We start from the raw sequence: 26,375 nt of genomic DNA, 5'->3' as shown, positions 1-26,375 counted from the left end.
TTCTGCCTGCCTTAGATGGCGAGGCGCTTGCGGCCCTTCGCGCGGCGTGCGTTGATGACTTTGCGGCCACCAGCGGTCTTCATGCGAACGCGGAAGCCATGGGTGCGCTTACGGCGCGTCACGGAAGGTTGGTAAGTACGTTTCATGTTGCTCTCACTTGTTTGAGAAATAACCGCGCGAGCATCGCTGAAAGTGCAATGGCCGGAGGTTCGAAAATCGGTTTTCGCGGAACCCGTTATTTAAACCGGTTTTCTCTGACTCGTCAATAGCTTAGGCAGATGATCCACAGGGGGCGTCATTGGGTGTTGTTTGATCAGGCCCTGTGGATAACTCACTTGGCCTGCCGTTTTGGCGGTAGAATCTCGCCTTACTTCCCAAGAATCCTGCACGCCGCCCCGGCCCGCTTGACCCCGCAAACCTTTGTGGCACAAGCGTCTGGGGCTTTTCCGCCTGGCAGCTTCGGGCCTCGTCGCGTATCCCGCGACCAGAGCGCCGGCGGAAAAGCGTCGCAAACATAACGATAGCAACTTGATGAACGAATTCTGGCAACACTGTTCCGCCCTGCTGGAGCGCGAATTGACGCCCCAGCAGTACGTGACGTGGATCAAACCGTTGGCCCCGGTCGCCTTCGACATCGATGCGAATACCCTGAGCATCGCCGCGCCGAACCGTTTCAAGCTGGATTGGGTCAAGAGCCAGTTTTCCGGTCGCATCACCGACCTTGCACGCGACTTCTGGCATTCCCCCGTTGACGTCCAGTTCGTCCTCGATCCGAAAGCCGGTGTGCGCACGGTGCCTGCCGCGCCGCTGCGGCCGTCGACGGTCGGCGCGAACAGCGCCGCCGCGGCCGTCGATGCCGCCGTCGGCGCGGTGCAAGCGGCCCATTCGGCCCGCGCGGGCGGCATGGGCGGCCTCGGCGCGCCCACGAACGCAGCCCAGCTGACCGACGATGCCGCCGACCTCGATCTGCCCAGCCTCGACGCGAACGAGGCCGCGGCGGGGCGCCGCACGTGGCGTCCGGGTGCTGCCGCGCCAGCGGCGAGCGGCGAGAGCGACTCGATGTACGAGCGCTCGAAGCTGAACCCCGTGCTCACCTTCGACAACTTCGTGACCGGCAAGGCGAACCAGCTGGCTCGCGCTGCCGCGATCCAGGTCGCCGACAACCCCGGCATTTCGTACAACCCGCTGTTTCTCTACGGCGGCGTGGGTCTTGGCAAGACACACCTCATTCACGCGATCGGCAACCAGTTGCTGATGGACAAGCCCGGCGCGCGCATCCGCTACATCCACGCGGAGCAGTACGTGTCGGACGTGGTGAAGGCGTATCAGCGCAAGGCGTTCGACGATTTCAAGCGCTACTACCACTCGCTCGACCTGCTGCTGATCGACGATATTCAGTTCTTCTCGGGCAAATCCCGTACGCAGGAAGAGTTTTTCTACGCGTTCGAAGCGCTGGTCGCCAACAAGGCTCAGGTGATCATCACCAGCGATACGTATCCGAAGGAAATCTCAGGTATCGACGACCGTTTGATCTCGCGCTTCGATTCCGGGCTGACCGTCGCAATCGAGCCACCCGAGCTTGAGATGCGCGTCGCGATTCTGATGCGCAAGGCGCAGTCGGAAGGCGTGAGTCTGAACGAGGACGTCGCGTTCTTCGTTGCGAAGCATCTGCGTTCGAACGTCCGCGAACTGGAAGGCGCGCTGCGCAAGATTCTCGCGTACTCGAAGTTCCACGGCCGCGAAATCACGATCGAGCTGACCAAGGAGGCGCTAAAAGACCTGCTGACCGTGCAGAACCGGCAGATTTCGGTGGAAAACATCCAGAAGACGGTCGCCGACTTTTACAGCATCAAGGTCGCCGATATGTATTCGAAGAAGCGGCCGGCCAATATCGCGCGGCCGCGCCAGATCGCGATGTATCTGGCGAAGGAGCTGACGCAGAAGAGCCTGCCGGAAATCGGCGAGCTGTTCGGCGGGCGCGACCATACGACTGTGCTGCACGCGGTGCGCAAGATCGCCGACGAGCGAGGCAAGGACGCGCAATTGAACCACGAGCTGCACGTGCTGGAACAGACGCTGAAAGGCTGAACGGGGTAAGGGGCCGGATCTGACCGAAGGGTTCCTCGAACCTGTCGGAAAAATTAATCTGTTTATTGCGCGAGTCACCCCCAATTTAGGGAAGTGCTTCCATTTTCAGGCACAATACAGGTTTAACCGCCCGGCAAAAGCGGGCGGGATTTCACGCCGTGACTGGCGCAGTACGGCGCCGGCGGGGGGCCGGGGCCGCGCGCTTCAACATTGCCGGGTAAGGCGCGCAGGCCGACACATCAACGAAGGAACTCTATGCAACTGGTCAAGACCGAACGCGATAACCTCCTCAGGCCGCTGCAAACCGTGAGCGGCATTGTCGAACGCCGTCATACGTTGCCGATCCTCGCCAATTTGCTGATTACCAAGAACGGCCCGGACGTCTCGTTCCTGTCCACCGACCTCGAACTGCAAATCACCACGCATGCCGATTTCGGCGTCGGCGGCGAGTCCGTGGCCACTACGGTCGCGGCGCGAAAGCTCCTCGACATTCTGCGCGCAATGCCCGACGGGCAGGTCACGCTCACGCTGAACGACAAGCGTCTGACGGTGCAGTCCGGCAAGAGCCGTTTCGCGCTGCAAACGCTCGCTGCAGACGAATTCCCGACGGTCGCTCAAGCTAAAGACTTCGGTGCGAACCTCGCGGTTCCCCAAAAGACGTTCCGCCAGTTGCTCGGCATGGTCCACTTCGCGATGGCGCAGCAGGACATCCGTTACTACCTGAATGGCATGCTGCTAGTGGTCGATGGTGATCAGTTGATGGCCGTCGCGACGGACGGTCACCGTCTCGCCTTTTCGTCGATGAAGATCGAAGGCTCGTTCGCGCGCCAGGAAGTGATCATTCCGCGTAAGACGATTCTCGAACTGCAACGCCTGCTGGAAGACATCGACGACGTGCTCAAGATCGATATCGCGCCGACACAGGTGAAGTTCACGTTCGGCGGCGTCGAACTGGTGTCGAAGCTGGTCGAAGGCAAGTTCCCGGACTTCCAGCGCGTGATTCCGAAGTCGCACAAGAACACGTTCGTGATCGGCCGCGAAGAACTGCAGCGCTCGCTGCAACGCGCGGCCATTCTGACGTCGGACAAGTTCAAGGGCGTGCGCTGCATCGTCGAACCAGGCCAGCTGAAGATCATGTCCACCAACGCGGACCAGGAAGAAGCGCAGGAAGAACTCGAAATCGCCTACCAGGGCGACAGCATCGACATCGGTTTCAACGTCACGTATCTGCTCGACGTGCTCGCGAACCTGAAGATCGACATGCTGGAAGTCAGCCTCGGCGACGCCAGCTCGAGCGCGCTGATCACGATTCCCGAGAACGACCAGTTCAAATACGTGGTGATGCCGATGCGCATCTGACGCGTCCAACACGAAGAACACATCAAGGGGCGCAGCGCCCCTTTGGTGTTTTTATGGCGTTTTGAAAAGCCTCGAGCAGCAACGAAGCAGTAACGCAGAACCGGAAGAAATCCATGACTGAACTGAACAATTCGCAACCCGATAACAGCTACGGCGCCTCGTCCATTCAGATCCTCGAAGGTCTGGAAGCCGTGCGCAAGCGGCCGGGTATGTATATCGGCGATACGTCGGACGGGACCGGTCTGCATCACCTCGTGTTCGAGGTGCTCGACAATTCGATCGACGAGGCACTCGCCGGTCATTGCGACGACATTCAGGTCATCATCCACGCCGACAACTCGATTTCCGTGACCGACAACGGCCGCGGCATCCCGACGGGCATCAAGCGCGACGACAAGCATGACCCGAAGCGTAGCGCCGCCGAAATCGTGATGACCGAGCTGCACGCGGGCGGCAAGTTCGACCAGAACAGCTACAAGGTGTCGGGCGGCCTGCACGGCGTGGGCGTGTCGTGCGTGAACGCGCTGTCGTCATGGCTGCGCCTTACTGTGCGCCGCGACGGCAAGAAGCACTTCATGGAATTCCACCGTGGCGTGCCGCAGAACCGCGTGATCGAAGAAGTGGACGGCGAGCGTCTGTCGCCGATTCCCGTTCTCGGCGACACCGAAAACCGCGGCACCGAAGTGCACTTCATGGCCGATGAGAAGATCTTCGGCAACGTCGAATATCACTACGACATTCTGGCGAAGCGTATCCGCGAACTCTCGTTCCTGAACAACGGCGTGAGGATTCGTCTCACCGATCAGCGCTCGGGCAAGGAAGACGATTTCGCGTTCGTCGGCGGCGTGAAGGGTTTCGTCGAGTTCATCAACAAGACGAAGACCGTGCTGCATCCGACCATTTTCCATATCGTCGGCGAGAAGGACGGCGTGGGCGTCGAAGTGGCGATGCAATGGAACGACAGCTACAACGAAAACGTGCTGTGCTTCACGAACAACATTCCGCAGCGCGACGGCGGCACGCACCTGACGGGCCTGCGTGCGGCGATGACGCGCGTGATCAACAAATACATCGCCGATCACGAAATCGCGAAGAAGGCGAAGGTCGAGACGTCCGGCGACGACATGCGCGAAGGGCTGTCGTGCGTACTGTCGGTGAAGGTGCCCGAGCCGAAGTTCAGCTCGCAGACGAAGGACAAGCTCGTCTCGTCGGAAGTGCGCGCGCCCGTGGAAGAAGTGGTCGCGAAGGCGCTCGAAGAATTCCTGCTGGAAACGCCGATCGACGCGAAGATCATCTGCGGCAAGATCGTCGATGCGGCGCGTGCGCGCGACGCTGCCCGCAAGGCGCGCGAGATGACGCGACGCAAGGGGGTGCTGGACGGCGTCGGTCTGCCGGGCAAGCTAGCAGACTGCCAGGAGAAAGATCCTGCCAAGTCTGAGATTTATATCGTCGAGGGTGACTCGGCGGGCGGTTCGGCAAAGCAGGGCCGCGACAGAAAATTCCAGGCCATTCTGCCGTTGCGCGGCAAGGTGCTGAACGTCGAGAAGGCGCGTTACGACAAGCTGCTGTCGTCGGAGCAGATCGTTACGCTGATTACCGCGCTCGGTTGCGGCATCGGCAAGGACGACTACAACCTCGACAAGCTCCGTTATCACCGCATCATCATCATGACGGATGCCGACGTCGACGGCGCGCACATCCGCACGCTGCTGCTGACGTTCTTCTATCGTCAGATGCCGGAGATGATCGAGCGCGGGTACATCTACATCGCACAGCCGCCGCTGTACAAGGTGAAGGCGGGCAAGGACGAGCGTTATCTTAAGGACACGGCGGAGTTGAACGCGCATATGCTGCGCCTGGCTCTGAATGGCTCTGAGCTTATTTCGTCTGAAGGCGCGACGCCGATTGCAGGCGATGCGTTGGGCGAACTGGCTCGTTCTTATCTGCTCGCGCAGGCTGTCGTAGATCGTCTGAGCAAGCTTTACGACGAAGCTGCGCTCGAGGCCGTGATGGATGGCGCGACGATCGATCTGTCGAGCGAGCAATCGACGGAAGCATCGGCTCGCGCGCTCGAAGCCAAACTGCGTGACGATCCGCTCAAGCCAGAGATCAACGTGATCGCGATGTACGACCCGGTGCGCGAACTGCGTTCGCTGCGCGTCGAGCGCCGTCATCATGGCAATGTGAAGGTCAGCGTCATCGACGAAGAATTCCAGCTGACGGCCGACTATCAGCAACTGGTCAATACCGCCAACACGTTCAAGGGCTTGATCGGCGAGGGCGCGGTAATCAAGCGCGGCGAGCGCAGCATGGCCGTGGGCGACTTCAAGAGCGCGATGAAGTGGCTGATCGCCGATGCAGAACGGAACATTTCGAAGCAGCGCTACAAGGGACTCGGTGAGATGAATCCCGAACAGCTCTGGGAAACGACGATGGACCCGAACGTGCGACGTCTGTTGCGCGTGCAGATCGAGGACGCGATTGCGGCGGATGGGATCTTTACGACGCTGATGGGCGACGAGGTGGAGCCGCGCCGGGCGTTTATCGAGAGCAATGCGTTGCGGGCGGGGAATATCGACGTTTGAGTTTTTGTCGTGTGTGATTGCAGTTGCGGCGAACGTTCGAGCGTCCTGCTCAAGCGGCGGAGAACCGCTCGTAGCCTGCTCGGTGCCTGATCAGCGGTCAGTGCCCGCAGGCATCCGTTCGCCGGACATCGCTCTCGAAGGGGCGGACGCGCCGCGCCGGCCGGCACTCATTTCATAGGGATCAAATCGCCTTTGGTCCCGCGACACGGTTTATTCTGACCGGCCTCGCAAAGTGGGGCGGACTCCTCGTGAATGCTGTTCCACAATGGAGATCATCCGCCGCGCCAATGGTGACATATAGGCTCCGGCTCTGGACAAGATCGCGATGTGCCTTCGCAGATCCAGTTCTTGCGGGTCCAACCTGATCGGCCGAATCCCCACTGTCATCAGCTTCGGTGCGGCACTTGCGACGCCGAGTAATTTCGTATTCCGAACGAGATGAATGAACGAGCGACTGCTGAAATCTGTCTCGATCCGCAAGACAGGTGGCGGTAGGCCCTGTTTACGAAAAGCGGCTTCTACGTGTTGCCGCACGGCGACATGAGAGCCTGGTAAAAGCCAGTCATGTCCAACCAGATCAGCGAGCTTTGGCTTCCGCTTGCGTAACAGCGGATGCTTCTCGTCGGCGATGACGGTGAGCACATCAGTAAAAAGCTCCCGCACAACGAACTCCGCTGCGCGCTGGTTTGGCACGGGGGCCACCACCAGATCCAGTGATCCTTCCGTAAGTAAATCAAGAAGATCAGGCGCCAGCATCCGGCGGAGACGAATCTGGGCTGCTGGACGATCGAGGATCAACTGGCGACAGGCGTCCAACACTATCGTGTCGGGAACAGAGGGTGAATAGCCGAGGCTCAAAATGCCCTGCGTCCCCGATTGGATCGCACGCATTTGCGTGAGCACATCTTCGTAGTCCCGGTGGATAGCCCGAATCCGTTCGATAAAGAGCGCGCCCGCTGAAGTCGGACTCACACCCCGTGCGCTACGCTCAAAGAGGCGCAAGCCCACTTCTGCCTCGAGGCGCTTCACTGCTTTAGTCAGCGCCGGCTGAGTAATTCCCAGAGTTGCGGCGGCACGACCAATTCCGCCATGAGCGTGGACGGCGAGGATAAATTCGAGGTCACGGGTTTCCATTGGCCCATTCCTAATGGTAATGACTTTATGCCGGACATGGCATTGTTGCCACGGATCGGATCATACAGACTCGGCCTCAGCAATACACCTGAAACGGGAGTGACGCGGACATGAAGCCGAGCAATGTACTGATACTGATGGCGGACGAGCACAACGCAAGGATGCTCGGATGCGCAGGTCATCCATTGGCGAAAACGCCGAACCTCGATGTGCTTGCAGCACGAGGAACCCGTTTCACCAGCGCCTACACGAATTGTCCGATCTGTGTACCGGCGCGCGCGAGTTTCGCCACCGGTCGTTACATCAATGAAATCGGGTACTGGGACAATTCCATCGCCTACGATGGCCGCATACAGGGCTGGGGGCATCGTCTCCGGGCGGCAAGGATTCGTGTGGAGTCCATCGGAAAGCTCCACTATCGCAAGCAGAGCGATCCGGTTGGACTTGATCGTCAGCATTTGCCTATGCATATCAAGGATGGCATAGGCATGGTGCACCTTTCCATCCGCCGGCAATTTCCCGATTTCGTGTCAGAGGCCCGCCATGTTGCGAGCATTCCAATGTCCGCAGCCGAAGGCGAAAGCGAGTACACCAGATACGATCGGCGAATCGCCGACGTCGCGTGCGACTGGTTGCAGCGTGCCGCGAACGAAGATGGCAACTGGGTCTTGTTTGTGAGCTTCGTCACGCCGCACTATCCACTATGCGCACCGAAGGAATTTCTCGACCTCTATCCGATCGACGAGATGCCTGAGGGCAAACTTGCGGCCGGATCAGGCTTCCAGCTTCATCCCTGGTTGCAGCGCTTCGCTGCCTCCGGGCGCGCTACCGTCGAGCAGCAAAAAAAGGCCTTCGCGGCATATCTTGCACTCTGCAGTTTCATGGATACGCAGATCGGGCGCGTGCTGAGCGCGTTGCAACAGGCCGGCCTCGCCGATTCGACACGGATCATCTATACCTCGGACCACGGCGAAAGCGCCGGTGCTCGCGGCCTCTGGGGCAAATCGAACCACTACGAGGAAGCCGTCGCTATACCGCTTATCGTGGCTGGTCCGGATGTTCCCGTTGGAAGAGTGTGCAATACGCCCGTCACGCTGATCGACGCGCATCCGTCGATCCTTCAAGCGGCGGGGTTGTCCCTCGAAGGCGATGCGACACGCGGGAAATCTCTTTTCGACCTCGCAGGCCTGTCGGACGACATCGAGCGCATCGCCTTCAGCGAATACCATGCCGGCGGGTCGCCGTCCGCGTCCTACATGGTTCGCAAGGGGCGCTTCAAGCTCATCTATTACGTCGGCTTTTCCTCGGAACTGTTCGACCTCGAGGACGATCCGGAAGAGCGCACCAACCTTGCTGATGACCCGAGCTATGCATCGGTGGTCACGGAACTAGAGCGGATCTTGCGCGGCATCGTTGACCCTGAAGACGCCGACAAGCGCGCAAATCTCGCGCAGCGTGAATTGATCCAGAGCCTTGGCGGTCCCGAAAAGGTGACGGCCAATCTGATTACCGAAAAATCTTATACGCCTGTGCCTGAAAACATCGCATCGGAATTCGTTCGCTCAGGCGGGTAAGCATCAAGTCCGCGTCGCGCCCGGAAAGTGCAGCGAAGCCGGCATATGGCCCGGCTTTCATTGTCGGTCGCCGGGCAGAGAATGGCATCTGAATCCGGCTCAAATGGAGAGGTCATGCCCGTCGTGAATCCTGGTTTTTCGTTTGGCAACCGCTGGGTCCGCATCCTTGGCGTCGCGATGGTCATGTATACCCTCGCGATTATCGACCGGAGCAATCTGGGCATGGCCATTCCCTCGATGCGAGAGGAGCTTGGCATGACTCCAACCGCCATTGGTCGCGCTGCAGGCGCCTATTTCTGGGGCTATCTCGTCATGCAGGTGCCGATCGGGCGAATCGTAAATCTGTGGAGCCCGAAGAAAGTCATCTTTATTTTGATGCTGCTGTGGAGCGTCATTGCGTTGACCACGGCGTCCGTCACGACCGAACGCGAATTGGCGATCAACCGGTTCATGTTGGGACTCGCGGAAGGAGGTCTGCTGACGAGTGTGCTGGTCCTGATCCGCGCCTGGTTTACTCGTACGGAGCGCGCACGTGCCAACGCGATTATTCTGCTGGGCCTTGTGATTGCGCCGATTATCACAGGTCCGCTTTCCGGGCTCATTTTGACGCACTCGACCTGGCGCTGGATGTTCATCATCGAGGGGATACCGGGCCTGCTATGGGTGATCGTGTGGTGGTGGGCCATCGATGACCACCCGCGACAGGCAGGCTGGATGAATAGCGGAGAGCGCGAACAACTCGTCCGAACGCTGGACGCGGAAACTGGCGACATTGTTGCCGTGCAAGAGTCCCTCCTGTCGGTCATGTGGCATCCATTCATCATCCTGCTTTCGCTATACAACTTTTTTGCCCTGGTGGGGGAGTGGGGGATTCACGTCTGGTATCCCACCGTCCTCAAAGAAGCGGGGCTTCCTATTGGGGTAGTTGGACTGGTGGCCGCTCTGCCCGCTGTCCTTGGCATGCTCACGATGACGTTGGTTGCCAGAAGCTCTGACCTCCGACGGGAGCGCAAGTGGCACATGATCGGCGCGACGATGATCTCGGGTTGCGCGCTGCTGCTGATACGGTTCGATGGCGGAAGCATATTGGCGACGATATGCCTGTTTGCCGTGGCAACAGGGGCGTTGGCTGGCCGTTTCGGACCGTTGTGGGCGTTGCCTTCCGAGGTGTTGCCACCGACATGGCTCGGCGTGGGTATTGGCGTGATTCATGGAGTAGGCAGCCTGGGTGGTGTTGTCGGACCGTATTTATTCGGCCTCGTGCGGACTCAAACAGGGAGCTTTTCCCTGGCTTTGAGCATGGCTGGGGCGCTGATGATCCTTGGTTGCCTGATCGCCGCTCCCTTACAGGTTCGCCAGCGCACGGTCACTGGATGTGATCAGCACGAATCGGACAATGTCTTCTCACACCCGGAAATACAAAATGACAATTGAATCTTCCTTCTCAGCCGCAACCACGGCATGGCAAAGCTCCGGCAACTTCATTCAGATCGATGAGCATAGGGTCTTCATTCACCGGTGTGGCGTGGGTGAGTCCATTCTTTTCATCCACGGTTTTCCCACGTCGTGCTTCGATTGGCGAAACACAGTCGCCTGTCTCGCGAACAGCTTTGACTGCATAGCATTCGATCAGATTGGATACGGACTGTCCGACAAACCGGAGGCGTGGGGATACTCGCTCTTTCAGCAAGCCGACGTCGTCGAAGCGTTGCTCAAGAAACTCGGCGTTACGGCGGTTCACCTGGTCAGCCACGATGTGGGTACGAGTGTTCATGCGGAGCTGCTTGCGCGAAAGAAGGAGGGGCGCCTTTCCTTTGATGTACGTAGCTCGACGTTTCTGAACGGAAGCATCCTCAAGGGCATGGCGACGCTGACGAGTACCCAGAAGACACTGGAGAATCCCGCCACTCTCGACGAGGGTAAGCGAATCGCGGCCGGCTTCGCGTCCGGATACGTCGAACATCTGAAGAGGTACATGGGCAACGCCGAGGCCGTAAGCGCGGAGGATGCGCAGGTCATGACCGAACTTCTTGTCCATAAGAACGGCAACCTTCGCATACCGAACATCTACAGCTATGTGCGCGAACGGTATCTGCACACGGACCGCTGGGTCGGAGCGATCCAGGCGGAGGGCGCGCGGGTTCAGTTTCTTTGGGGCGACGCCGACCCCATCGCCAACATCGCCATGGGACGAGCGCTGCACGCGCTGGTGCCCACGGCGCAATACTCGGAATTGCCTGAAATTGGCCACTTCGTGCCGATAGAGGTGCCGGAAACCGTCGCCGCACATGTGCGCCGCTTTGTAACGGAATGCACGACCGCCCGAGATTTACCGCGGGCATTGAATAGCCATGCCTAATAAGATCAGCAGGTACTGAAGCTGGCTCCCGCGAATGGTCTCGCAGCTGGAGAGCACACGCTTATGGAATTGGGGCAATCGGATTTCTCGAAGATCGACATAGCGTGCCCCATTCGGATTTGCCATTTCACCGTCAGCTTCGCATCGCCGATGACGCAGCATCAATGCCGACCGCTGATAACACCCTGAGGACAACATGCATATGTCGAACCCGCAGCCGATCGACACGGCCGCGACGATGAGCGGCGCAGAGAGCCTCGTGAGAACGCTGCTCGCATGTGGCGTCGACACCTGTTTCGCCAACCCGGGTACAAGCGAGATGCACTTCGTGGCGGCGCTCGACCGGATTCCTGGAATGCGTTGTGTGCTGGGCCTGTTCGAGGGCGTGGTGACGGGTGCCGCCGATGGCTACGCGCGCATTGCACAGAAGCCCGCCGCCACGCTATTGCATTGCGGGCCAGGTCTCGCCAACGGCCTCGCCAACCTGCACAACGCGCGCCGCGCCCAATCGCCGGTGATCAATATCGTCGGCGATCAGGCGACTTATCATCGGCCGCTTGATGCGCCCCTTACGTCGGATACGGAGGGCTGGGCGCGTCCCGTCTCGGTGTGGACGCGCACGGTCACGGAAGCCGCTTCGGTCGGCGCGGCGGCCGCCACCGCGGTGCAGGCCGCCTGTGCAGAACCGCGCGGGGTCGCGAGCCTGATATTGCCTTCCGATGCCTGCTGGAACGAGGGCGGCGAGGTGGCTGCGCCACTTGGTCCGATCCCGGCGCCGAAGGTAACGCCGGATATCGTGCAGCAAATCGCTCGCGTGCTGCGCTCCGGCGAGCCGACCTTGTTGTTGCTTGCAGGGCGTGCGCTCGATGAGGCCCCGCTTGCCGACGCGCACAGCATTGCTGCCGCCACCGGCGCACGTCTCTTGTGCACGACGGCCAATGCGCGCGTGGCGCGCGGCCGTGGGCGCTTTCCAATCGAACGGCTGCCGTATTATGGCGATCCCGCTCGGGCCAGGACCGACGGAATCCGCCATTTGATCCTCGTCGGCACACCTGCGCCGGCGACGTTTTTTGCGTACCCGGGCAAGTCCTCGCGTCCGTATCCCGACGATGCCGTGGTCCACGTGCTGGCCAGGGCAGAGCAGGACCTTGCTGATGCGCTGGCGCAGCTGGCGGCACAACTAGACGTGCCGAGAATCTCGGCGCCTCACTCGGCTCCCACAAGCCATGAGCTTCCTGACGGGCCGATTACCTCACAGTCGGTGGCGCAGATTCTCTGTGCACGACTTCCCGAGCAGGCGATCGTGGTCGACGAGAGTGTCACGTTCGGTCATGCCTTCTATCCGGGCACCATGCACGCGGCGCCGCACGACTGGTTGCAGGTGACGGGCGGTGCGATCGGCGATGGCCTGCCGCTCGCGCTCGGCGCGGCGGTTGCGGCACCCGGTCGCCGCGTCGTTGCATTGCAGGCCGACGGCTCCGCGATGTACACGCCGCAAGCGCTGTGGAGCATAGCCCGCGAAAATCTCGATGTGACGGTGGTGCTGCTTTCGAACCGGAAATACGCGATTCTGCTCGGCGAACTGGCAGGTGTTGGCGCGACACCGGGCCAGGTCGCCCTGGACATGCTCAGCATCGGGCGCCCGGATCTGGATTGGGTCAAGATTGCTAACGGCATGGGTGTGGAAGCGGCGCGCGCCGGCACGCTGGCGCAGTTCGCCGAACTGTTCACTATGGCTAATGCGCGCAAGGGTCCATTCCTGATCGAACTGATCATCTGATGCGAGGGCGATCAACCATGGCAACGCTGGGTAATGAACAGCCGCGTGCTGACGCGCGCGAGGCGCTCGCTACGCTGATCGATGTACTGCGGGAGATCGTCGGTTCGTCTGGCCTTTTGCTGGACGACGATGTGCGTGCGCGCCATGTCGGTATGGGCAGCCGCACATCGATACAGGCACGCGTTCTTGTGCGTCCCGCCAGCACGGCCGAGGTGAGCGCCGTGCTGGCCGCCTGCCACGCAGCGGGGGTGTCCGTCATACCGCATGGCGGGCTGACGGGCCTCGTGCACGGCACCGATGCGCAAGCGCATGAAGTGATCTTGTCACTGGAGCGCATGCAGCGCATCGAGGCGGTCGATACGACGCAGCGCGTGCTGGTCGCCGAAGCGGGCGTGATACTCGAGCAAGCGCAGAACGCGGTCGCGGCGGCGGGGCTATTGTTGCCGGTCGACATCGGCGCACGCGGCAGCGCGACGCTGGGCGGCATGGTGGCGACCAATGCTGGAGGCAATCGCGTGATCTGCTACGGGATGATGCGCGACAACTTGCGCGGTCTCGAAGTCGTACTGGCGGACGGCACCGTCCTGGATTCGATGAACGCGCTGGTCAAGAACAACTCGGGCTACGACCTGAAACACCTCTTTATCGGTTCCGAAGGCACGCTCGGCATCGTGACGCGGATTGTGCTGCGGCTGTGCGAGCCTCCTGCGGGACGACGGGTGGCGCTTGTTGCGGTTCCGGACTTCGCGGCCGTCTGTACGCTGCTGCGCCAGATCGATCATGCAATGGACGGCCGCCTCCTTGCCTTCGAAGTCATGTGGCAGGACTTTTACCATGCGGTGACTACGCCGCCGGCGCTCGCACGAGCGCCGTTGCCGCAGCACTATCCGTTCTATGTGCTGGTGGAGGCGAGTGTCGGAGACGATCATCAGCCTGATCGATTCGAAGACACGCTCGGTACGCTGCTGGACGCGGGTATCGTAGTCGACGCGACATTCTGCAAAAACGAACGCGAATGTGCGGCGTTGTGGGCGCTACGTGATGACGTCGCGCAGTTGCGCCGATTCGGACCGCTCGTCGCATATGACATTTCGCTGCGTCTCGCCGACACGGGACATTTCGTCGAAACCCTCCGGTCTATGATCGCGGAACGTTGGCCAGGCGCGCGCTTGTGGGCCTTCGGGCATCTCGGCGATGGCAACGTGCATCTCGCGGTGAATGTTCCAGACCTGGACGCCCAGCGGCGCGCCGAACTCGACGCGCTCGTCTACGCGCCGTTGCAGGCGTTGCGTGGTGCGGCGTCGGCCGAGCACTGCATCGGGATCGAAAAGAAGCCGTGGCTCGGTGTGTCTCGATCGCCTGCCGAAGTGAACGTGATGCGTTCGCTCAAGCAAGTGCTCGATCCGAAAGGCGTGCTCAATCCAGGGCGCGTCTTCGATATCGAGCAGGGCGGGATTTAGTCGCGTCACAGTGGAAGGACCACCGTGTTCGACTAACAGGGTTTGCAGCGGCTTTTTCCCTTGTGTGGATAGAGCAGATCAACCGCTCAAACCCAAGACTCGACCCAATGAGCGTGTATGGAAATGGTGATCGTCAAGGCATCCTGACAACAGCCGGCGGTGACCATTGGCCTTGCATGGCGGCATTGCCTGGCCAGTAGTTTCTCAGGAAGAGCGAGAAATCCTGACCTTTCGGCGCGGGCAGCCAGTTGGCTTCCTTGCCTGCGCCCGGCGAATCGGCTTGCACATAGAGTGTCAGCGATCCATCTGCGTTGTATTTCAACCCCTTGTTCTTTGTGCCGAGCGAATACCGGTTCAGTACATTGGGGGAGAAAAAGTGATGCTCGTCGTAGAGTGTCATCGACCAGAAACCGCGTGTGGGTGGCAAACGACCATTCTCGAAGGTGACGGTATAAGCGTTGCTCCCGTTCAGGCGCGCACCCGACGCGTCAAGGTCCTGATAGAAGTAGTTTGTCTCATTGGGGGCATTGACCAGAATATTCGACTTTGCCACTGCCGTTCGCGTGAAGTAGTCCGTGCCAAAGCGTGCGCCGTTATCGACGGTGCTCCAGTTGTACGGCAACTGGACTCCCCAGTTGCGAAACTGCAGCAGAGGATCGATCAGTTCCTCTTCCGCCTTCCGCGCCTCGTCGATCATCGCCTTCTTAAGCGCCGGATCCTTGTTCGCGGCTGCGATCACCGCGAGCGTCTGCGCGTAACGCCCTTCTTCTCCCGCCAGAGGCGGCGCGTCGCGCAGCACAGCCGGCAACTCGTCGAAGATCGTTTCCGGATGGACCCAACGCACCTCCCCCTTGTTGTCCGCTGTCGCGCGCTTCGGGAAAGTGGGCAGCGCGCGCCAGTCGCGGCGCTTCATCTTTCCGTCGTAGTCTGAAAGCGGATACGCATCGATGCCCAGGATCACCTCCTGCACCGCCTGCCTGTCCTCGCGCGTATCCGCCTGGAATATGCGCGGCCCGACGAAGGCAGTTTCTGAATTCGCACGGAATACCCGCGTGATGCCTTTGGGCACGCTGCCTCGCCAGTTCGGCCCGACGATCAGATAAAACCCGGTTTTCGTGCCGTACATCGATCCCATGCGGGCGAAGCTGTCGGTGCGTATATCGCCCACCTGGTACACCCAGAAGCGCTTGCCGAAGTCCGGCACCTGAATCACAACGGGACTCACGTCGAGTGCAAGTATGGCCACGCCGTAGACGACGTCCTGATTCGGGCACGCAATGTCGCGCTCTTGCGGTTCGATGTAGTCGTGCGCCATCGACAGGTGGTTGAGCGGCGCGACGGGCAGAATCCCGCCGATGAGGCCCGGCTCCGGCGCATGTTGAAAGGCAAGACGCCGGTTATACATATTGACCAATGGCCAGGACCAGAAATATGCGTCGCGCGCAACGAGCCGCGCATAGGCTTCCGTGATTCTGGTGTTTCCGTCTGGTCCAGCCGGTGTCGCGCTCGCCTGTGGCGATGGCATTGAAGTCTGCCCGGCAAAAGATGGAGTTGCTGCGCTCAGAAGCGCAGCCAACCCCAGCGGCAATGCCAATGCGACAGTCTTTGGTGTTCGCAACATGGGAATCCTGTGTCAGATGTTGATTGCCCTGGTCGGAGCAAGCCTGCTTGCGCTATTTCACCGTGCGAAGCCGAGGCAACGGGTAGGCGCCGCCAAGGATTTCCTCACCCGGCTGAAACATCCGCAGGATCAAGTAGAAATCGCCTTGTGGCGCAGGCAGCCAGTTCGCCTTGTCGGGGCCTTGCGGCGCATCGTGCTGCACTGGGATCGTGAAGGAACCGTCGGCTTTGGTGACGAGGCCAGCCGTATCCGATCCCACCTTGTAACGATGGATGGGATTCTCGACGAGCATCTTGTCCGCCGCGTTGTACACCGTGAGCGACCAGAACGCACCGACGGGCGGCGCCTTGTCGAACGTGATTTCGTACCTGTTGGCGCCATTCAGGCGCTTGCCTTCCGAATCGGTAAAACGAACGGGGTAGATCGCTTCTTTCGACGCGTTGCCTCCCAGGTACGGCCCCGCGACCAATGCACGCAACGGGTAGTGGTATCCGAAGTCATCGATCGGCAGCCAGTCCCAGCCGTTTCGCTTGCTCGCCACCGTGGTGATCGACGCACTGACCACGAGCGGGGCGTCGGCCAGCGCCCGTTTGAGCCCGGCGATCTGCTCGGGCGAGAGCGACTTCTGATCGAAACCCTGGCGGGTCAAGCCGATCCGCTCGAACTGCGCAACCAGCGCCTCATCCGTCTTCTTGATCTGGTCGTGCTGGAGCGCGTAACCAAGATGCACGAAGAATCCCAGATCGTTTCCGGCGATAGAGGGAAGCGGTGGCAATGTTTCGGCTCGTGCCGCATGGCTCGCGTCGCCGAGCTGGCTGAGAGGTCGAAGGTCGAACTTTGCCTGCAGCGCTTTTACGGGTTCCAGCGGCTCGCTCTGCTTTACGTGGATGCGCCCCCACAGCCAGACTTTGTCGGTCGTCACGTTGAGCGGCGTGACGCCAGGCGGCAGCGTGCCCTTCCAGCCCGGAGGAACGAGCGCAAATCGCCCGGCCTTGGTGCCAGTCGCCCTGCGCCCGATATAGTGCTCGCAGTCCTGATACATGTTGAACACATTGATCACATAGTAGCGGTCTGCTGTATCAGGCACGCTCAGCACATATGGCTCGGTCAGCGTGACGACCGCGCTCATGTAGAGCGTATCGCTATTGGCCGTCGGCATGTCTTTCGCTGCTGGCGTGGCAAGTTCAGTGGCCCAGCCAATCTGGTTCAACGGCGCGCGATAACTGGTGGCAGGCTTGTTCGCCGGCACATCGGTATAGGTGCGTATCACCCTTTCCATGCGCACCAGAGGGTAGCCCCACTCGTAGGCCAGAACACCCAGCGCATAGGCGTCGATCTCCTTGGACCTGGCGATGCTTTCCGGCGTCGTCACAGCGGTGAGTTGAGGATCAGGATAGTTCTCAGCACATGCCAGATTGTTCGCAAGGAACATGGCACTTGCGGTGATACAGAGCAGAACAGCTTTCATGTTGTGAGCCATCACACCCGACGGGCGCATGTTGAAATTGTCAATATTGTGAATACAGGTATACGGTCGATGCTTTCACAACTCAAGCGTGGCTCGCCCACTCGGGACGCCACCACTCGCGCGACTCGCACAACAGGTGCGCCGAAGGAACCGGAACACGTTCGAATGGGAACGAATCAGTCGGCAAACGCTTCTTTCAGCGTAGCCGCGGCCATGTCGAGTGCGTGCACGCCCTGTTCGATTGCACCCGGCATCCAGCAGAATCCGTGGATCATGCCCGGGTAGCGTTTAGCACGGACGGGCACGCCCGCCTCGGCCAGGCGTTGCGCGTACGCTTCGCCTTCATCGCGCAGCGGGTCATACTCAGCGGTGATGACCAGAGCCGGAGGAAGGCCGCGGTGATCGTCGGCCAGAATCGGTGACGCGTACGGATGCCGGCCGTTCCGCGTATCGCCCAGGTAGTGGTCCCAGAACCACTGCATCGCGGCCCGCGTCAGGTAATAACCGTCGCCGTTTTCACGGTACGAGCGGGTGCCGAAATCGTGATTCGTGACGGGATAGAGCAGCACCTGATGACGCAGGGCGAACGTTGCCTTGTCTTTGGCCATCAGAGCGACGACTGCTGCCAGGTTGCCGCCCGCGCTGTCTCCGCCGACCGCCAGCCGGCTGGCATCGACGCCAACCTTACTGCCGTTGGCAGCCAGCCATGCGGTAACGGCGTAGGCATCTTCCACGGCGGCCGGGAACTTATGTTCAGGCGCGAGCCGGTAATCTACTGATATCACCACGCATCCCGCGCGGTTTGCGATGCGGCGGCAAGGGACGTCCACGATTTCGCGGTTGCCAATGACCCAGCCGCCACCATGGAAGTAGACCAATGCCGGAAAAGGCCCGTCGCCTTGCGGCGTATAGATGCGCACGGGGACTTCTCCTGCCGGCCCTGCAATCGTGCGATTTTCCACCTTGGCAACGTCTTCTGGAGTGCCGGACAGTGCCTGCAGCCGCGATGCCGCGACGCGTGCTTCTTCAGGCGTGCGCGTTTCGAGCGGCGGGTTTCCCGCCGCCGCCATGAGATCGAGGATAGCTCGCGCTTGTGGATCGAGCGCCATGATCACACGGTCTCCGCAGGCACCGGCGTCAACACGAACCCTTCATAGCCGTTCGCGGCCACCTTGGTGCAAATCTCGCGATAGGCCGGAACGCCGCCGACATAGATCGGGAACGGCATCGTCTTGCCCTTGATGTTGGCGCCGTTGTACCAGGATTCCCCGCGCGGAAACAGCGTGCTGTCGGCAACGGTGCGCACATGCTGGCTCCAGTCCGCGTCCGATTGCGGCGTGGCTTCGATCGAACCGATGGCGTTCTCGCGAAGGTGCCTGATGCAGTCGGAAATCCATTCGACGTGCTGCTCGATGGACAACACCATATTGGTCAGCACGGACGGACTTTGAGGACCGGTGATCATGAAGAAGTTCGGAAAGCCGGCGTTGGCGATGCCCAGATACGTGCGGATCTGGCGGCCATCCTCCCACTTGTCCTTCAGCGCGACACCATTTCTGCCGCGAATGTCGATGCGAAACAGCGGGCCGGTAATGGCGTCGTATCCGGTTGCAAAGACAATGGTGTCCAGTCCGTATTCGGCTTGTGCAGTGCGAAGGCCACCGGGCGTGATCTCCACGATGGGCGCTGCTTTCACGTCGACCAGCGTGACGTTGTCGCGGTTGTACGTCGCGAAATAGTTGGTGTCGAGCACCGGCCGCTTGGAGCCGAACACGTAGGTCGGCATCAGTCTGTCGGCAGTCTGCGGGTCCTTTACCAGGCTCCGGATCTTCCCGCGCACGAAGTCGCAGAGCTTTTCATTCGCCTCTACGCTGGTCATCAGGTCCTTGTACCCGGTGTTCATCCAGCCACCTTCTTCCCATGCCGCTTCATACCGGCGCTGGCGCTCTTCGGGCGAGTCGTTCAGCGTCACGCGATCAGGCGCCGGCCTGATATTCGTTCCAGCCCATGACTGGAGCAGCTTTGCCTTGATCGCCGGAAAGTTTGCCTTGGTTTCCCGGATATAGTTGTCGTCGTAAGGATGGTTCTGCGCGGGCGTGGTGTACTGGGGCGTGCGTTGAAACACATACACGTGCTTCGCTTGCTCGGCGATGACGGGGATGGCCTGGATGCCGCTTGAGCCGGTGCCGATGACGCCCACGCGCTTGCCGCTGAAGTCCACGGGCTGGTGAGGCCAGGTGCCCGTATGGTAGTGCTCGCCGGTAAAGCCCGAGAGCCCCTTGAAGTCCGGCGTGTTCGATGACGACAGGCAACCGACTCCGGAAATGAAGTAGGTCGCGGATACGGTCTGGCCATCGTCAGTGCTCACGAGCCAGCGGCCCGTCGGCTCGTCATAGTGAGCCGATTTCACACGCGTGTTGAACTGGATGTCGCTGCGCAGGTGGAATCTGTCGGCTACGTGGTTCAGGTAGCGCAGGATCGACGGCTGATCCGGATAGCGGCTTGTCCACGTCCATTCCTGTATCAGTTCCTCCGAGAACGTGTAGTTGTAGTAGACGCTCTCCACATCACAACGCGCACCGGGATAGCGATTCCAGTACCAGACGCCGCCAACGTCGGTGCCGGCCTCGAAAACGCGGACCGTGAGGCCTTGCTCGCGCAGCCGGTGAAGCATGTACAAGCCGGAGAAACCGGCGCCTACGACAACTGCATCGAAATGTTTCATGTTTTGTCTCCTTCGGAAGCGGTCGGCAGGACACGCGGTTGCGTCCGGCCGTCCGCAGCGGACAGTTTTGGGCACCCTTGTTCAGCCTTATCGTCGACAGCGCCATTGCATTCGCCTCGCTGCTGCCAGAGCGGACACATCTCGAACCTGGCGGCAACATCGCCATCCGGCACATCGGTGCCGTCCCGCATTCGCATGGTCGGGTTTCAACGCGAGAAGAACGGGCGCAACAGCGTGCCCGGCACGCGCCGGGCGGCGGTGTCGCTGCTCGCAAGCTCTGGTGCGCCGAGGCCGGGATACTGCTGAAGGGCGAGGGCTGTTGACTCGGTAACAATGCTAAGTAAGCTTGCCGAACGGCGTTATGGCATATTGGGACAATTAGTTATCAGATTCGGACGTCCCTTCTCCCGCCCGCCTATGCGTCACCTCAGTCACGTTCCCCGCCATAACGGTCCAAGTGTTCGATTGCTGCTTCAGTTCGGCATGGATCATGGAATGTCCGCAGATCGATGCCTGAACGGAACGGGATTGACCTGGGCGCAGCTTGCCGACTCCGGCGCGGAGGTTCAGGCAGAGCAGGAACTGCAGTTGATCCGCAATCTGGTCGGCGCGCTCGGACATATTTCCGGTCTCGGTATCCACGCCGGGCTGCGCTACCGGTTGTCCACCTATGGGGTCTTTGGTTTCGCCGTGCTTAGCTGTGCAACGCTGCGCAGCGCAGTGGCCATGGGTTCACGCTACCTGGAACTGTCCTACCCGTTTCCTGATATCTGCTCGAAGGTAATCGGCGGCACGGTGGAAACCATCATCGATGACAGCAGGGTTCCTGCGGATGTGCGGGCATTTATCGTCGATCGGGATTGCGCGACGATTGCAAACATCCAGCGGGATTTGCTCAATACCACGCTGCCGGTCTTCAGTGTCACCTTGCGCAGACCGGCGCCACCCGACGTCACACCGTATCAGGCGCTCTTTGGCATGACGCCGGTGTTTGACGCCCCCGCGAACCGCATACTCAAGGACGCCTCGGAGTACCTCGACCGACCGTTGCCATGCGCCAGTGAAGAAGTCGCTCGTGACTGTGAAGCGCAGTGCCAGGCCATGCTGACCAGGCGACAGGCGCGCACGGGTCTTGCGGGCCAGTTGCGCGATCGGCTCGTGGCCGTTCCGGCGCAGCAGCCGGACATGGAAGCGCTGGCGGGAGAGTTCCACATGACATCGCGCACGATGCGCCGACGGCTCGCCGAAGAGGGCACGAACTTCCGGCAGTTGCAGGAGGAAGTCCGCGAAGCATTGGCCGACGAACTGCTTGCCGGGCCGCTTTCGGTGGAACAGGTAGCCGAATCGCTCGGCTACGGCGAGGCGTCGAATTTCATTCGCGCCTACAGACGATGGAAGGGCACTACCCCAAAAGAGTTCCGAAACCGCGTGCGCGAATCCGAGTGAGTTTGCGGCGGGAAGCTGCTGAGCCTCCGAATAGGACAACAACCTGTCCGGATATGCCATAACGCGGGCAGAAACGCCGACTTAACATTGGCCCTCGTCTGCGAGAACAATCCTCCGCCTCGTCAAGCAAGAGCACGATGCGATCGTCATCTGGTTAGCCCGAGGCACGAAGAAAGATTTTGCTCGCTGTCGCCACCTTCAGCTATACAACTCAAGGGAAAGAACAGCCATGAGAATGCAGGGCAAGATCGGGCTCGTCACGGGCGGTGCCTCCGGTATGGGACTCGCCTTCGCGCGGCGCCTCGCGCAGGAAGGCGCGAAGATCTACTTTACGGACGTCAACGAATCCGGTGGCAAAAAGGCCGAGGACGAAATGCGACGCACCGGTCTGTCGGTCACTTTTCTTTCTCACGACGTCGCTCTGGAGGCCGACTGGCTCCGGGTGCTCGAGCACATCCGCGCCAGCGAAGGCCGCCTCGATGTGCTGGTCAATAACGCCGGCATCGTCATGTCGCACAACATCGAGAATTGCACCGCAGAGGATTTCGACAAGGTACTTAACGTCAATCTGAAAAGCGCTTTCCTCGGTTGCAAGCACGGTCTCGCTCTTATGAAGGAGAACGGCGGATCGATCATCAATATGTCGTCGATTACCGCTATTTGCGGCGAACCGGCGGCACTGGCCTACAGCGCATCGAAGGCCGGCGTGCGATTCCTGTCGAAATCCGTTGCGCTGCATTGCGCGGAGAAAGGCTATGCCATTCGCGTCAACAGCCTGCATCCCGGCTATATCGACACGCCTTTGCTTTCCGGCGCACCGAGCCGCTTGTCCGAAGCCGAAGCACTGACCGTGCGCTCGCGCATCGGTGGCGAGATTCCGTTCAAGCGTCGCGGCACGCCGGATGAGGTGGCTGGCGCGGTGCTGTATCTTGCCAGCGACGATTCCGTGTATGTCACCGGCAGCGAACTGGTGGTCGACGGCGGTTACGCCTGCCACTGACACGCGGCAGCATAGGTGATCTGGCGTCCCTGCAGCCACGCCGATCACGATCAACAGTCTGAATGACGAAATATGGCGAGATGGTCAGCGACGAGCGTACGAACTTACCGCTCTTGCCACCCCATTGCATACGCACGAGGAGATGATCAGGATGCTTCAGTTCGGAGGGAAAGTCGCCGTTATTACAGGCGGTGCGTCGGGCTTTGGTCGGGAATTTGCGCGCCTGGGCGCCTCTCTCGGCATGAAGCTCGTGCTGGCCGACGTGCAGGCAGACGCGCTGGACGCAACCGTGAACGAGCTGAAAGCAGCGGGTGCCGAGGTTATCGGCAAGCGCACCGATATTTCAAGGTCCGACGAAGTGCAAGCCTTGGCCGACGCCGCCGTTGCCGCATTCGGCGAAGTCAACCTGCTTTTCAACAATGCGGGCGTGGCATCTGGCGGACTGATCTGGGAGAGTTCGGAAAAGGATTGGGACTGGGTGTTGGGTGTCAATCTGCGCGGCGTTATCCATGGTGTCCGCATCTTCGCGCCGTTGATGCTCGCGGCTGCTGACAAAAATCGCGATTACCTGGGGCATATCGTCAATACCGCGTCGATTGGCGGACTGGTCACGGCGCCGATGCTTGGCACCTACACCGTCTCCAAGCACGCCGTAGTTGCATTGACCGAATCGCTTTACCACGATCTGAGTCTTGTGAGCGACAGGGTGAAATGCTCGGTCTTGTGTCCTTCTTTCGTCGCCACGGGTATCAACCGATCGCAACGCAACCGCCCGGCAGAGCTCGGAGTCGAAGGGACGCTTCATCGTTCGCAACTGGCGGCCCAGGCTATTCTCGATATGGGCACAGGGGCGGGCACGGTCAGCGCGGAACAGGTGGCACAGCTGACCTTCGACGGCATTCGCGAGCAGCGCTTTTACATCTGCCCGCATCCGGATGCGCTCTCCGCCGTGCGTCGGCGGTTTGATGACATCATCGCTTTGCGCAATCCTCACGATCCTTTCGACGAAAATCAGGAAATGCGAGCGAAGGTGGTCGCTACGTTGCAGGGATAAAAAGGCATGGGGGCTTGTCGTGCGGCGCATGAAAGGGCGTTGCCGTCCCGATGGACCAACCGCGTGAATGCCGTGGGCCTCACCGCAACCTCTTGGCATAGCGATCGCGAACCACTTGCGAGATATACGTCGACAGACCGCGGCCACGGACAGCAAGGCGCTTCATTTTTTCCACGTCTTGCCAACCCGGGGTCGCGTAGTCGTACAGATAGACCTTGCCGTCCTTGAACCCGACAAGAATGGCATTTGGAGAGGTTTCGTAAGCGACCACGCCCGATCGGCCACTCACATCCCGATACCGTGGCATTTCGCCTCCCGCTCAACGCATCCGACCTTAGACGCAATGCAACAGAGCACGAACCATTCCTAAACCAGCGGCAAACAGATATCCGTCAGCAAATTTGCCGGCGCGGTCTCTTTCGGATTGTTCAGATACTCTTCGAACACAGGCGCGTCCGCGGCCTCGTGTTCCGAGTTCACCAGCCACTCGCCATAGAGCCACTGATAAGCCGCCGCCATATCCTCGTAAGGCCCTTTGTGCCGCAACACAGCGTACTTGCCGCCGGCAATCGGCGTGACGCTGACCGGCCCGCCGCCTGAAACATCGACGGCCCGAGGCAGCCATACACCGGCCTTCGACCGCAATTCATTTTCGGCGACGGCAGTCGGATCGTCGTAGAAAATCCCGATCATCCGCATCTCGCCGGACAGCAGTCCACGCGATGCCAGCCAGCCCATCAGCGTTTCGAACGCCTTGCCGATCTGCATATACGGCCCGACGTGATCGACGGTCAGCACGTCGAAGCCCGCGATATCCCGAATCACCACATCTCTCATCGTCATTTGATTACCTCCTTGAACCTCAAGAGACGGCCGGAACCGGCGATGCGTCCCGGCATTCCGATACTGCGCAAGCGGCATGCGCTAAGACGGCGCTGAACGCCCGCGTGAACGACTGAAAACTGCCATACCCCGCCGCGCGGCATGTCGCACACGACGACCGAGGTTGCTCATGGCAATCAATCGTAGAAGAAGGCGCGACAAAGTTCACGACAGCAAGCAGCGATTTTTCAAGCCCTGCGCACAGGTCGCGTGCCGACCGCAGAGACGACGCGTCACCGGCCCACATTATTCAGCGATGACTTAACCCGAGCCGCTCGCGTGAGCACTCAACGGCACTCATCTTTGCCGATTTTCGATAACACCTCGATTTATGGCTTCCTACCATCGCCAGATGCCGTCGATAACGGGCCCGCTTCGAAGGCCAACGACGCGGGTCCATCAACTGGCAACTTCGAAAAGGGAGCGTCCGATGAAAGCAGAGTCGACAACCCAGCACAAAGGCATCGTCACGCATCACGAGTTGAAGCAGACGCTCGGCACCTGGCAGCTTTGGGGCATCGCCGTCGGGCTCGTGATCTCCGGCGAATATTTCGGCTGGAGCTATGGCTGGGCGAGCGCGGGCACGCTCGGCTTCGTGATCACCGCGCTTTTCATCGCCGCGATGTACACGACGTTTATCTTCAGCTTCACCGAACTCACGACGTCGATTCCGCACGCGGGCGGCCCGTTCGCCTACGCGCGCCACGCTTTCGGGCCGACGGGCGGCTATACCGCGGGCGCGGCGACGCTCGTCGAATTCGTGTTCGCGCCGCCCGCAATCGCGCTCGCGATCGGCGCGTATCTGCACGTCCAGTTTCCCGGCCTCGAACCGAAGCACGCGGCAATGGGCGCATATCTCGTGTTCATGGCGTTGAACATCGTCGGCGTGCAGATCGCGGCGGCGTTCGAACTCTGCGTGACACTGCTCGCGATTTTCGAGCTGCTGGTGTTCATGGGCGTCGTGTCGCCGGGCTTCCAGTGGTCGAACTTCACGAAGGGCGGCTGGTCCGGCTCCGGCACGTTCAGCATGGGCGCGTTCCACGGCATGTTCGCCGCGATTCCGTTCGCGATCTGGTTCTTCCTCGCGATCGAAGGCGTCGCGATGGCCGCCGAGGAAGCGAAGAACCCGAAGCGCTCGATTCCCATCGCCTATGTCACGGGCATTCTGACGCTCGTCGTGCTCGCGGTCGGCGTGATGGTGTTCGCTGGCGCGGCGGGCGACTGGACGAAGCTCGCGAACATCAACGACCCGCTGCCGCAAGCGATGAAATACATCGTCGGCGAGAACAGCGGCTGGATGCACATGCTCGTGTGGCTCGGACTGTTCGGCCTCGTCGCGTCGTTTCACGGCATCATCCTCGGCTATTCGCGGCAGATCTTCGCGCTTGCGCGCGCGGGCTATCTGCCGGAATGGCTGTCGAAAGTGCATCCGCGCTTCAAGACTCCGCATCGTGCGATTCTCGCGGGCGGCGTGATCGGCATTGCCGCGATCTATAGCGACGAGTTGATCCAGTTCGGCGGCCAGACGCTCACCGCGAATATCGTGACGATGTCCGTGTTTGGCGCTATCGTGATGTACATCATCAGCATGCTCGCGCTGTTCAAGCTGCGCCGCACCGATCCGGACATGGAGCGTCCGTTTCGCGCGCCGCTGTTTCCGTATTTCCCGGCGTTCGCACTCGTGGCAGCCGTGATTTCGCTCGCGACGATGATCTACTTCAATCTGCTCGTCGCGCTCGTGTTCGCTGCGTTCGTCGCGCTCGGATATGGCTACTTCCTGATGACGCGTCAGCAACGCGAAGTCGCGCCGGCTGATGCGCTGCTCGAAGAATGAACGCGT

The 26,375-nt window shown here is 60.5% G+C and carries 21 protein-coding genes; 13 read left to right on the top strand and 8 right to left on the bottom strand.

Going from position 1 to position 26,375, the window contains the following annotated elements:
* Positions 1-11 precede the first annotated feature (11 nt).
* Positions 12-146 (bottom strand): 50S ribosomal protein L34, encoded by a 135-nt coding sequence (gene rpmH, locus BN2476_RS00930; RefSeq protein ID WP_004198824.1) that lies wholly within the window; start codon positions 144-146, stop codon positions 12-14.
* A 385-nt stretch (positions 147-531) separates the two neighbouring features.
* Here rpmH and dnaA point away from each other — a divergent pair, with 385 nt between their 5' ends.
* The 3 genes from dnaA to gyrB all read left to right on the top strand — a co-directional run bounded on the left by dnaA (position 532) and on the right by gyrB (position 6,032).
* Complete coding sequence (gene dnaA, locus BN2476_RS00925; RefSeq protein ID WP_218274493.1) at positions 532-2,088, top strand: chromosomal replication initiator protein DnaA; 1,557 nt, start codon at positions 532-534, stop codon at positions 2,086-2,088.
* A gap of 255 nt (positions 2,089-2,343) precedes the next feature.
* Complete coding sequence (gene dnaN / locus BN2476_RS00920; protein WP_087732276.1) at positions 2,344-3,447, top strand: DNA polymerase III subunit beta; 1,104 nt, start codon at positions 2,344-2,346, stop codon at positions 3,445-3,447.
* Positions 3,448-3,560: 113 nt separating this feature from the next.
* Positions 3,561-6,032, top strand: a complete 2,472-nt coding sequence (gene gyrB, locus BN2476_RS00915) for a DNA topoisomerase (ATP-hydrolyzing) subunit B (protein WP_087732275.1) — start codon at positions 3,561-3,563, stop codon at positions 6,030-6,032.
* 210 nt (positions 6,033-6,242) lie between these two features.
* Here gyrB and BN2476_RS00910 read toward each other — a convergent pair whose 3' ends face one another.
* Positions 6,243-7,166, bottom strand: coding sequence for a LysR family transcriptional regulator (locus BN2476_RS00910; protein ID WP_087732274.1), 924 nt, complete (start codon positions 7,164-7,166; stop codon positions 6,243-6,245).
* A gap of 110 nt (positions 7,167-7,276) precedes the next feature.
* Here BN2476_RS00910 and BN2476_RS00905 point away from each other — a divergent pair, with 110 nt between their 5' ends.
* The 5 genes from BN2476_RS00905 (at position 7,277) to BN2476_RS00885 (ending at position 14,339) form a co-directional block, all read left to right on the top strand.
* On the top strand, positions 7,277-8,740 hold the full coding sequence (locus BN2476_RS00905) for a sulfatase family protein (RefSeq protein ID WP_087732273.1): 1,464 nt from the start codon (positions 7,277-7,279) through the stop codon (positions 8,738-8,740).
* 114 nt (positions 8,741-8,854) lie between these two features.
* A complete protein-coding gene (locus BN2476_RS00900; RefSeq protein WP_160111659.1) occupies positions 8,855-10,174 on the top strand; it encodes an MFS transporter in 1,320 nt (439 codons plus the stop codon).
* The gene (locus tag BN2476_RS00895; RefSeq protein ID WP_160111658.1) at positions 10,164-11,099 is read left to right on the top strand and encodes an alpha/beta fold hydrolase; all 936 of its coding nucleotides are present in this window, start codon (positions 10,164-10,166) and stop codon (positions 11,097-11,099) included. The genes BN2476_RS00900 and BN2476_RS00895 overlap by 11 nt, the downstream gene beginning before the upstream one ends.
* Positions 11,100-11,337: 238 nt before the next feature.
* A complete protein-coding gene (locus BN2476_RS00890) occupies positions 11,338-12,879 on the top strand; it encodes an acetolactate synthase large subunit (protein ID WP_087732293.1) in 1,542 nt (513 codons plus the stop codon).
* A 17-nt stretch (positions 12,880-12,896) separates the two neighbouring features.
* On the top strand, positions 12,897-14,339 hold the full coding sequence (locus tag BN2476_RS00885) for an FAD-binding oxidoreductase (protein WP_087732270.1): 1,443 nt from the start codon (positions 12,897-12,899) through the stop codon (positions 14,337-14,339).
* Between the two features lie 133 nt (positions 14,340-14,472).
* Here BN2476_RS00885 and BN2476_RS00880 read toward each other — a convergent pair whose 3' ends face one another.
* The 4 genes from BN2476_RS00880 to BN2476_RS00865 all read right to left on the bottom strand — a co-directional run bounded on the left by BN2476_RS00880 (position 14,473) and on the right by BN2476_RS00865 (position 20,153).
* The gene (locus BN2476_RS00880) at positions 14,473-15,864 is read right to left on the bottom strand and encodes a DUF1254 domain-containing protein (RefSeq protein ID WP_235850650.1); all 1,392 of its coding nucleotides are present in this window, start codon (positions 15,862-15,864) and stop codon (positions 14,473-14,475) included.
* 148 nt (positions 15,865-16,012) lie between these two features.
* Entirely contained in the window at positions 16,013-17,428 is a 1,416-nt protein-coding gene (locus BN2476_RS00875) for a DUF1254 domain-containing protein (RefSeq protein WP_235850649.1), read from the bottom strand.
* 176 nt (positions 17,429-17,604) lie between these two features.
* Positions 17,605-18,537: a LipP1 family hormone-sensitive lipase gene (gene lipP1 / locus BN2476_RS00870; RefSeq protein ID WP_087732267.1), complete on the bottom strand. Its 933-nt coding sequence runs from the start codon at positions 18,535-18,537 to the stop codon at positions 17,605-17,607.
* Between the two features lie 2 nt (positions 18,538-18,539).
* The gene (locus BN2476_RS00865; protein ID WP_087732266.1) at positions 18,540-20,153 is read right to left on the bottom strand and encodes a flavin-containing monooxygenase; all 1,614 of its coding nucleotides are present in this window, start codon (positions 20,151-20,153) and stop codon (positions 18,540-18,542) included.
* Positions 20,154-20,230: 77 nt separating this feature from the next.
* Here BN2476_RS00865 and BN2476_RS45250 point away from each other — a divergent pair, with 77 nt between their 5' ends.
* From BN2476_RS45250 to BN2476_RS00850, 4 genes are all read left to right on the top strand, one after another.
* On the top strand, positions 20,231-20,476 hold the full coding sequence (locus BN2476_RS45250) for a hypothetical protein (protein WP_143810879.1): 246 nt from the start codon (positions 20,231-20,233) through the stop codon (positions 20,474-20,476).
* A 172-nt stretch (positions 20,477-20,648) separates the two neighbouring features.
* Positions 20,649-21,599 carry an AraC family transcriptional regulator gene (locus BN2476_RS00860; protein ID WP_218274491.1) on the top strand — a complete coding sequence of 317 codons (951 nt, stop codon included), beginning with the start codon at positions 20,649-20,651 and terminating at the stop codon, positions 21,597-21,599.
* A 235-nt stretch (positions 21,600-21,834) separates the two neighbouring features.
* Positions 21,835-22,599, top strand: coding sequence for a glucose 1-dehydrogenase (locus BN2476_RS00855; protein WP_235850648.1), 765 nt, complete (start codon positions 21,835-21,837; stop codon positions 22,597-22,599).
* A gap of 151 nt (positions 22,600-22,750) precedes the next feature.
* Positions 22,751-23,653 carry an SDR family oxidoreductase gene (locus BN2476_RS00850; protein ID WP_087732292.1) on the top strand — a complete coding sequence of 301 codons (903 nt, stop codon included), beginning with the start codon at positions 22,751-22,753 and terminating at the stop codon, positions 23,651-23,653.
* Positions 23,654-23,732: 79 nt separating this feature from the next.
* Here BN2476_RS00850 and BN2476_RS00845 read toward each other — a convergent pair whose 3' ends face one another.
* Complete coding sequence (locus BN2476_RS00845; protein ID WP_328590268.1) at positions 23,733-23,924, bottom strand: hypothetical protein; 192 nt, start codon at positions 23,922-23,924, stop codon at positions 23,733-23,735.
* Positions 23,925-24,019: 95 nt separating this feature from the next.
* Positions 24,020-24,574 (bottom strand): AraC family transcriptional regulator, encoded by a 555-nt coding sequence (locus BN2476_RS00840; protein WP_235850647.1) that lies wholly within the window; start codon positions 24,572-24,574, stop codon positions 24,020-24,022.
* A 391-nt stretch (positions 24,575-24,965) separates the two neighbouring features.
* Between BN2476_RS00840 and eat the strand changes: the two genes are divergently transcribed.
* Positions 24,966-26,369, top strand: coding sequence for an ethanolamine permease (gene eat, locus BN2476_RS00835; protein ID WP_087732261.1), 1,404 nt, complete (start codon positions 24,966-24,968; stop codon positions 26,367-26,369).
* Positions 26,370-26,375: the final 6 nt, after the last annotated feature.

It is taken from the genome of Paraburkholderia piptadeniae, assembly GCF_900007165.1.
GTDB lineage: Bacteria > Pseudomonadota > Gammaproteobacteria > Burkholderiales > Burkholderiaceae > Paraburkholderia > Paraburkholderia piptadeniae.
This window is presented reverse-complemented; position numbering and strand designations above follow the sequence as displayed.